Source organism: Bradyrhizobium sp. 17 (assembly GCF_023073515.1).
GTDB classification, from domain to species: Bacteria; Pseudomonadota; Alphaproteobacteria; order Rhizobiales; family Xanthobacteraceae; genus Bradyrhizobium; species Bradyrhizobium canariense_D.
The window spans coordinates 62005-70564 of record NZ_JADPJQ010000119.1; the positions used below are offsets into that span (position 1 = coordinate 62005).

The following is an 8560-nucleotide window of genomic DNA, read 5'->3' on the forward strand; positions in this document are numbered from 1 at the left end:
AAGGGGCGGGCCCTCAGGATGAGGTCTCGTTTCGCGGCGAGATATCAAACCCTCATGGTGAGGAGCCCGCCAAGGCTGGCGTCTCGAACCATGCAGGCCGAGGTCTCACGGAGTAGAGATCTAGTCGCCCCACTGCGCGAAGGCGTCGTTGAAGGCGCGCTCGCCGGGAGCGCCCTTCTCGATGGCGATGATGGCGCGGCGCTGGTTGGCGTAGACCAAGGGCACGTCGAACCAGGAGCGCTCCTTCAGCAGCTGGACGTTGCGGCTGCGGTCGGCATCGACGTTGGAGAGGCCGACCAGGAAGAAGCCGTCGGTGACCTTGACCGCGAGGCCTGCGAGCGGCGTGCCGCGTGCCTGCTCGTTCGACTTCATCAGGATGCCCGGCACGTTGGAAACGCCGCCGCCCGGAAAGTCCGGCGGCAGGACGAAGGTCAGCTCCGCGGTGTGGCTCGCCGGCAGCGAGGAGTCGGTGTTGCGGCGGAACGACATCGTCATCTTGAACTTGCGGTCGGGAATCTCGATGTCGGCGCGCACGGCGACGTCGGCCTTCTGGTTGCCCGACGCCTTGATCGGCTCGAGCCGCCACACCACCGAGCCGACATATTGCTTGCCCTTCGGATCGGATGGATCCTCGTCGTAGAGCACGACTTTCTGCGCCACCGGCGCGACCGGCTGGTCGCTGGCCGAGGGCTGGCCGACGCGATCCGGAATCTTGGGCTTGCTCTGCGGCTGAGACGAATCCTTGGGCGCCTCCACCACCTGCGTCGGCGAAGACTTCAACAGGTTGGTCGCGGTCTGGACCAGCTGCTTGCCCCACAGGATGCCGGCACCGACCAGGATCAGCACGATGCCGACGGCGATCGCGCTCTTGAACGGAAAGGCGCGGCCGGTGCGGGCGCGCTTCTTCTTGGGTTCGCGGTCGAGAACGGGGATGTGCGGACGTTGCGACGGCGGCTGCGACGGCGGCGCGTAGCGCTCAGCTTCCTCGATCGATTCGTCGTAGGAATACGGCGCGTCGGCTCCGGCGCCGCGATTCTCCAGGCTCGGCTCGAGCCGGTCGAATTCCGGCGAGGGCGAGGGCACGTTGGCGTAGGTGCGGCGCGCCGCGCGGTTGGCCTGCGCGGCGGCGCCGCCGAGCTCGTTGGCGTCCGCCGTGATGTCGCGGAAGCCGCGCACGCCCGGTGCGGGCGGCAGCGGCGGTGGCGGTCCCATGTCCGGCGGACGGCGCCCACCAGCGCGATCACGTCCGACCGGCGGAGGCTCCGGCATCGACGACGGGGCCGGCGGACCCGGCTGCCGCGGCGCGTCGAAACGCGGGGCCCGCGGCGCACGCGGGGCGTCGCCCTGGTCATCGACATTGAAGGAGGGCCGGTCAGCCCGCGGCGGCGGCGGAGCCGGACGGGTGCGCGGCGGGGCAGCCGTTTGCGGCGCGGGCGAGTTGCCCTCGGTGGCGCGGGTGCTGGCGCGGCGGAAGGCGTCGCCGCTGCCGCTGCTGCGGGCGCCGCCAGCGGGGCGCGAGGCCTCGCGGGCACGCTGGGCCGCCTCTGATTCGACCTTGCGGACGGCCTCTTCCAGCGAGAGGCGCTCGCGGGTGATCTCGGATTCCGAGAGCGGCGGCTGCACGCTGCGGAGCTGCGCGATCAGCGCCGTGCGCGCCCGCTCATAGAGCGCGCGACGGCTCTCGCCGGGAGCGTTGGGGTCCAGGGCGGCAATAGCGCGGGCGATCAGCGGGTAGTAATCAGCCATTTCTACTCAATTATACGCGCGTCCCGGTAAGAGATCGTTAAGCCTCAAACGGATTTTGTACCAGGATAGTATCCTCGCGTTCGGGGCTGGTGGAAAGCAGCGCCACCGGGCACCCCACCAATTCCTCGATCCGGCGGACATATTTGATCGCCTGGGCCGGCAGCTGGGCCCAGGACCGCGCATTGGCGGTCGGCTCCTTCCAGCCCTCGATGGTCTCGTAGATCGGCTCGACCCGGGCCTGGGCGCCTTCGCCCGCCGGGAAATGATCGATCTCCTTGCCGTCCAGCCTGTAGCCGGTGCAGACCTCGATCGAATCGAAGCCGTCGAGGATGTCGAGCTTGGTCAGCGCCAGACCGTTGATGCCGCAGGTCCGGACCGCCTGGCGAACCAGAACCGCATCGAACCAGCCGCAACGGCGGGGCCGCCCGGTATTGGTGCCGAACTCGCGGCCGCGCTCGCCGATCTTGCGGCCGGTCTCGTTGTCCTGCTCGGTCGGGAATGGGCCCTGGCCGACGCGGGTCGTATAGGCCTTGCAGAGGCCGAGCACATAGCCGACCGCGGCGGGGCCGAGGCCCGAGCCGGTCGCCGCCTGCGCCGCCACCGTGTTGGACGAGGTGACGTAAGGGTAGGTGCCGTGATCGACGTCGAGCAGGGCGCCTTGCGCGCCTTCGAACAACATGCGCTTGCCCTCGCGCCGCTTGATGTCGAGCAGCCGCCACACCGTCTCGGCATAGGGCAGGAGCTGCGGCGCGAGCGCGGTCAATTCCTTCACGATCTCCTTGCCGTCGAACTCCGGCAGGCCGAGGCCGCGGCGCAATGCGTTGTGATGCGCCAGCAGCCGGTCGATCTTGTGCGGCAGGGTGTCGAGATCGGCGAGGTCCATCAGGCGGATGGCGCGGCGGCCGACCTTATCCTCGTAGGCCGGGCCAATGCCACGGCGGGTGGTGCCGATCGCGGTCGCCGCATTGGCGGATTCGCGATGCGCGTCGAGTTCGCGGTGCAGCGGCAGGATCAGGGTGACGTTCTCGGCGACCCGCAGATTGTCCGGGCCGACCGCGACGCCCTGCGACCGCAGCTTGGTGACCTCGTCGAGGAAGGCGGCGGGATCGAACACGACGCCGTTGCCGATCACCGACAGCTTCTGCTCGCGCAGCACGCCCGAGGGCAGCAGCGCCAGCTTGTAGGTCTTGCCGTTGATCACCAGCGTGTGGCCGGCGTTATGGCCGCCCTGGAAACGGACGACGATGTCCGCCTGCTCCGACAACCAGTCGACGATCTTGCCCTTTCCTTCGTCGCCCCACTGGGCGCCGACGACGACAACATTGGCCATTCGCGGGTAATCCCTATGCAATCTGTCAGATGCGCCCAGCCCAATCACGGCCGGGGCCGCTCGAACGCGAGGCAGCCAACCGGATAAAGGATGCAGCCTCTCTAGGCAAGCAAGAACGGGACTTTTTCGAGGCCGCGAGCGCACTCCAAGCCTTTGATATCCCCTGAAAATCCAGAAACCTTCGCGGCGGGTGCAATGCTTCGACCAAAGCGTGAGAGGCTGCTTCCGCCGCTGCATGGTCGCGATGCATCCGGCCCCCGTTGATGCAACCTCGATTTCCGTGTCTTTGAACGGGGCCGGGTTTGAACCGGCCCGGGTGCCACCGGGCTGGAGGCTTGGCGCATGACGCGGGGCCACAACAATCCAATGTCCGCCACCGACGAGACCACCGGCGCCGCCACGTCCGGCCACAACTGGATCGCCAACCAGCCCTATCTGCTGCTCAGCATCACCGCGCTGTGCTGGGCGGGCAATGCCATCGTCGGCCGGCTCGCCGCCGGTCACATCCCGCCGGTGACGCTGTCGTTCCTGCGCTGGTTCTTCGCCTTCCTGCTGGTGCTGCCGTTCGCCTGGAAACACCTTGCGCAGGACTGGCCCGCGATCCGCGGCAAGCTCGGCCTGATGGTCACGCTCTCGATCACCGGCATCGGCGCCTTCAACACGCTGCAATATTGGGCGCTGGAGCATACGCAGGCGCTCAACACTCTCCTCTTGCAATCCGCCGCGCCGCTGGTCGTGGCGCTGTGGTCGCTCGCCATCCTCGGCGTCCGCCTCACCGTAGCGCAGGCCTTCGGCGTGCTGCTGTCGATGTGCGGCGTGCTGATCATCCTGCTGCATGGCGACTTCACCACGCTGTCGAACATCGACTTCAACAAGGGCGACCTCATCTTTGTCGTCGCGCTGATCATCTTCGCGCTCTATTCGGTGCTGACCTTGAAGCGGCCGCCGATGCACGGCCTGTCGTTCCTCGCCTTCACGTTCGGCTGCGGTGCTGCCTGTCTCATTCCGCTGGAGATCTGGGAGTTGTCCGCGCGTCCCGGGATGAAGCTCGACGGGCCGAACCTCCTGACCCTCTTCTATGTCGCGGTATTCCCCTCGACGCTCGCCTATCTCTGCTTCAATCGCGGTGTCCGCCTGATCGGCGCCAACCGCGCCGCGCCGTTCTTCCATGTCGTGCCGGTGTTCGGCTCGATCATGGCAATGGCGTTTCTGGGCGAGCACCCGCAGGCGTTCCACTTCATCGGCTTCGCGCTGGTGCTGGCCGGCGTGTTCGTGGCGTCACGGAAGCAGGCGAGCTAGGCTTGGGGCCCGGTTCGATCGGCTGCGATCAAGCGTTTGTCGACGGGTTCATCCACACCATCTCCCAAACATAGCCATCGGGGTCTTCAATGTGTCGGTTGTACATGAAGCCGAGATCCTGCGCCGGATTGGGATCGGCGCGACCGCCCGCAGCCACCGCGCGCGCCAGCGTTGCATCGACGGCATCGCGGTCGTCGACCGTGAGAGCGAACATAGCCTGGCTGTGGCGCCGCGCGTCGCCGATCTCGCGGCTGGTGAATTCACGATACCGGTCGTGGGTCAGCAGCATCACGCCGATCGCGTCCGTGAACATGAGCGACGTCGAATTTGCTCCGGAGAATTGAGGATTCACCGCGCCACCCAGGGCTACGTAGAACGCTGTCGATGCGGCGAGATCGCGTACCGGCAGGTTGACCAGAATCATCTTGGACATTGCTTTTCCTTCGAAAGCGGCTGGAAGCCGCGCTATGGTCTGACATTGGGAACAGAGAGCTCTCAACACTCCTCCCTGGACTGCATTCAAATGTAGCGCGCGGCGCCCATGCAGAGCGCGGCCATGCCCAGCAGGCCGGCCGCCGCACGTTGGGCGGCGGCGATACGTGCACGGAGGTCCTCCGGCTTGCCGGTGCCGCGACGCAAGGCCGCGAGCGCACGAGGACCGATGACAGCCTGAATAGCGGCCGCGATCAGTGCACAGACAGCACCGACGGCGAGCACCTGCTCGGTCGTGCCGAAGCTGTGGGAATGAACGAGATGGCCGAGATAGCCGCCGGTCAGGATGGCAATCGTCGCCGCGCCGAGTTGTGGAAAGACCAGCTGCTCACCGGCAACTCCGCCGATGCGGGCCAGCGCAAAGCTTGATCCCGCCCAGAACACGGACGACAACACATGAAGTGACAAGGCGATCACGAGGGCAGTTTGCATGGCAAGCTCCGAACCGGCTTCTAAATTAGATATACTACATGTATAGTCAATACGTCAACAGAATGGCAAGGCGATGCCGAAGCGCAATTATGTGAGCTCCGCGCGGGCTTCCGCGGCGGCGGCGACGCGCGAGCGCATCATCGCGGCCGGCGCGCGACTCCTACGCGAGGACGCGAGCATTGCGAACTTCTCCCTCGACGTGGTCGCCAAGGCGGCCGGCGTCACGCGATTGACCGTCTACAACCAGTTCGGATCGCGGCGGGGATTGCTGGAGGCCGTGTTCGACGACATCGCGCACCAGGGCGGACTGTTCGAACTGGCCGAGGTGATGACGATGGCGGATCCGCGCGCCGCGCTCGACCGCGTCATCGAAATCTTCTGTACGTTCTGGGGGCGCGATCCCGCCATCGGCGGGCTCAACCAGGCCATCGCGACCGATCCGGAATTCGGCGAGGCGCTGATCGAGCGTAACGAGCGACGGCGCGAATTGCTGACCGCGCTGCTGTCGCGGATCGTGGGCAAGCACGCGGCAAAGCGCGCCATGCGGGACACGGTTGATTTGATCTTCGTGCTGACGAGTTATCCGACGTTTGCAGCGCTGAGCCGGCAGCGGTCGACGGAGGAGGTCTGTCGCTTGCTGCAGACGGCGTGCCACGCGGCTGTGGACGGGCTGAAGTAAGCCGGCAGCAGGCGGCGCTACTTCATCTTGAACTTGCTGTACGCTTCGCTGGTCGCAATGATGACGTGCTCGGCGCAGGCGTTGACGCGGTGCGGATCAGCCTCCGTCTCGTAGGCCTTCGAGGTCATCATGTCGATGAAAGCCGTGACGGTGGGATAATAGACCAGCGCCGCGAAATCCCAGTCGTTGCCCTGCTGCGGGCCGAGCGCGACGGCCCTGGCCTCGCCGGTCCAGAGCAGCGTGCCGCCGCGTGCCTTGATCATCGGCACTGTGACCGCACTGTAGCGCTAGGCGTCCCAGCCGGAACCGTCGCCGTCGCCGGAGTGCGCGTGGAAGCGCATCAGGTTCAACATCACCACCGGTGCATGCCGATCGAGCCGATCAAGGCCATCGATGTTCAACATATTAACCGCCAATGCCGCCTCCTCTGGTCATGCCTGCATTGTAGCATTGCGGTCGCATGACTTGTGTCACGACGCAAATCCGGCGCAAGCTCGTATGCAACGCCAATGACGATCGCTTCGCCCGCGCCACCGGCCTCCAATCCGGCCAGTTGGCTCAACAACCAGCCTTATCTGCTGCTCAGCCTGAGCTCGCTGTTCTGGGCCGGCAACATCGTGCTCGCGCGCCACGTCGGCGCGCATGTGCCGCCGCTGACGGTGACCACGATCCGCTGGTTCGGCGTGTTCCTGATCCTCCTGCCCTTCGCCTGGCCGCATCTGAAGCGCGACTGGCCGAATCTGCGCAAGAGCCTGCCGCTGATGCTGTTCCTGTCGCTGGTGGGCTTTGCCTTCAACAACGCGATCTCGTACTGGGCGATGCAGTACACGGAAGCGCTGAACGCGCTGCTGATCCAGTCGGCCGGACCGTTGTTCGTGGCGCTGTGGTCGCTGGTGCTGTTCGGCGTGCGGCTGACCGGTGCGCAGCTCGCCGGCATCGGGATCTCGCTTCTCGGCGTGCTGATCATCATCCTGCGCGGCGATCTCGCCGCGCTCGCGAGCATCAGCTTCAACAGGGGCGACATCATGTTCGCCTCCTCGCTGGTGGCGTTCGGGATCTACTCTGCCTTCATCCCGCGGCGGCCCAAGATCCACCAGCTCTCCTTTCTCTCCTTCACCACCTGCTGCGGCGCGACGATGCTGCTGCCGACCGCGATCTGGGAGGCCTGGAGTGGTCGCGTCCTGCAACTCGACGGGGTGACGCTAGCGACGCTGGGCTACATCCTGATCTTTCCCTCGACGCTGGCCTATCTCTTCTTCAACCGGGGCGTGGCGCTGATCGGCCCGAACCGCGCCGCGCCGTTCTTCCATCTGGTGCCGGTGTTCGGCTCGGCGATGGCGATCCTGCTGCTCGGCGAAAAGATTCAGCCCTTCCACCTGATCGGCTACCTGCTGGTGCTCGCCGGCGTCGTGATCGCCTCGCGCCAGGGTTCTGCGGTGAAGTAATTCCGCGACGCGAGACGAGGCGACAAACTCGCGCCTTCCGATTTCGACGAGGAGACGCTAGGTTCCCCGCCAACCAAAAAAGAGGGAACGACCAGACATGCTTTCAGCGTTGATCCGAAACCTGCGTGCCATCGGCACGGGCGCCCTTTGTCTCGCCGCCGCGTCCGCTGCGCAGGCCGACAATTATCCGAGCCGCAACATCACGCTGGTGCTGCCGTTCGCCGCCGGCAGCGGCACCGACACCACGACGCGGCTGATCTCGCAGCATTTGTCGCAGGCCCTCGGCGTCGGCATCGTCATCGAGAACAAGGCGGGCGCCAACGGCATGATCGCCGCCACCTATGTCGCGCGCGCCGCGCCCGACGGCTACACGCTGCTGGTGACCACCAACACCACGCATTCGGCCAATCCCTATCTGCTCAAAAGCCTGACCTACGATCCGGTCAAGGACTTCACCCCGATCGCGCGCACCGGCGACCTGCCCTTCATGCTGGTGATCCACCCGGAGGTGCCGGCCAAGACCGTCGGCGAGCTCATCGCCTACGGCAAGGCCAATCCGGGCAAGCTGAGCTACGCCTCGGGCTCGTCCTCGGCGATCGTGTCGGGGGCGACCTTTGCACACAATGCCGGGCTCGACCTCCTGCACGTGCCCTACAAGAGCTCGCCGCCGGCGCTCAACGACGTCATGGGCGGCCGCGTCTCGATGATGTTCGTGGACATCCTGACCGGCCTGCCGCATGTCCAGGGCAACGCGCTACGCGCGCTCGCCGTCACGACGAAGGACCGCTCGTCGCTGGTGCCGAACCTGCCCTCGATGCAGGAGGCCGGCGTGCCGGACTTCGACATCTCGTCGTGGCAGGGCTATTTTGGCCCCGCCGGCATGCCCAAGGAGATCGTGACGCGACTCAACGCCGAGATCCGGAAGATCGTCGAGAAGCCGGAGATCAAGGCCCAGCTCGCCACCCTCGGCATGGACGCGTTTTCGGGCACGCCCGAGCAGCTCGGCACGTTCGTGAACGAACAGCTGGTGTTGTGGGAGAAGCTGATCCGCGAGGCAGGGATCGAGAAGCAGTAGGGGCTCGCGAAAGCCGCGCGCTCGGCATTCTCCGTCATGGCCGGGCTTGTCCCGGCCATCCA

Annotated in this window: 8 protein-coding genes and 1 pseudogene; 4 read left to right on the forward strand and 5 right to left on the reverse strand. The window is 66.1% G+C overall.

The window, feature by feature from the left end; all coding sequences use genetic code 11:
• Nucleotides 1-120 precede the first annotated feature (120 nt).
• Nucleotides 121-1746, reverse strand: coding sequence for a hypothetical protein (locus IVB13_RS27840; RefSeq protein WP_018453856.1), 1626 nt, complete (start codon nucleotides 1744-1746; stop codon nucleotides 121-123).
• 37 nt (nucleotides 1747-1783) lie between these two features.
• The gene (locus tag IVB13_RS27845; RefSeq protein WP_018453855.1) at nucleotides 1784-3076 is read right to left on the reverse strand and encodes an adenylosuccinate synthase; all 1293 of its coding nucleotides are present in this window, start codon (nucleotides 3074-3076) and stop codon (nucleotides 1784-1786) included.
• Nucleotides 3077-3442: 366 nt separating this feature from the next.
• Here IVB13_RS27845 and IVB13_RS27850 point away from each other — a divergent pair, with 366 nt between their 5' ends.
• Nucleotides 3443-4375, forward strand: a complete 933-nt coding sequence (locus tag IVB13_RS27850; RefSeq protein WP_018453854.1) for a DMT family transporter — start codon at nucleotides 3443-3445, stop codon at nucleotides 4373-4375.
• A 28-nt stretch (nucleotides 4376-4403) separates the two neighbouring features.
• On the opposite strand, the gene IVB13_RS27855 is transcribed toward IVB13_RS27850, so the two are convergent.
• Nucleotides 4404-4808: a VOC family protein gene (locus IVB13_RS27855; RefSeq protein WP_018453853.1), complete on the reverse strand. Its 405-nt coding sequence runs from the start codon at nucleotides 4806-4808 to the stop codon at nucleotides 4404-4406.
• A gap of 86 nt (nucleotides 4809-4894) precedes the next feature.
• Complete coding sequence (locus IVB13_RS27860) at nucleotides 4895-5299, reverse strand: hypothetical protein (protein WP_018453852.1); 405 nt, start codon at nucleotides 5297-5299, stop codon at nucleotides 4895-4897.
• Between the two features lie 73 nt (nucleotides 5300-5372).
• Here IVB13_RS27860 and IVB13_RS27865 point away from each other — a divergent pair, with 73 nt between their 5' ends.
• Complete coding sequence (locus IVB13_RS27865) at nucleotides 5373-5978, forward strand: TetR/AcrR family transcriptional regulator (protein ID WP_018453851.1); 606 nt, start codon at nucleotides 5373-5375, stop codon at nucleotides 5976-5978.
• A 17-nt stretch (nucleotides 5979-5995) separates the two neighbouring features.
• On the opposite strand, the pseudogene IVB13_RS27870 reads toward IVB13_RS27865, so the two are convergent.
• Nucleotides 5996-6382, reverse strand: a pseudogene (locus IVB13_RS27870) (DUF1330 domain-containing protein).
• Between the two features lie 105 nt (nucleotides 6383-6487).
• On the opposite strand from IVB13_RS27870, the gene IVB13_RS27875 reads away from it, so the two are divergent.
• On the forward strand, nucleotides 6488-7423 hold the full coding sequence (locus IVB13_RS27875; protein ID WP_007614154.1) for a DMT family transporter: 936 nt from the start codon (nucleotides 6488-6490) through the stop codon (nucleotides 7421-7423).
• A gap of 97 nt (nucleotides 7424-7520) precedes the next feature.
• Nucleotides 7521-8498, forward strand: a complete 978-nt coding sequence (locus tag IVB13_RS27880; RefSeq protein WP_018453849.1) for a tripartite tricarboxylate transporter substrate binding protein — start codon at nucleotides 7521-7523, stop codon at nucleotides 8496-8498.
• Nucleotides 8499-8560 lie beyond the last annotated feature (62 nt).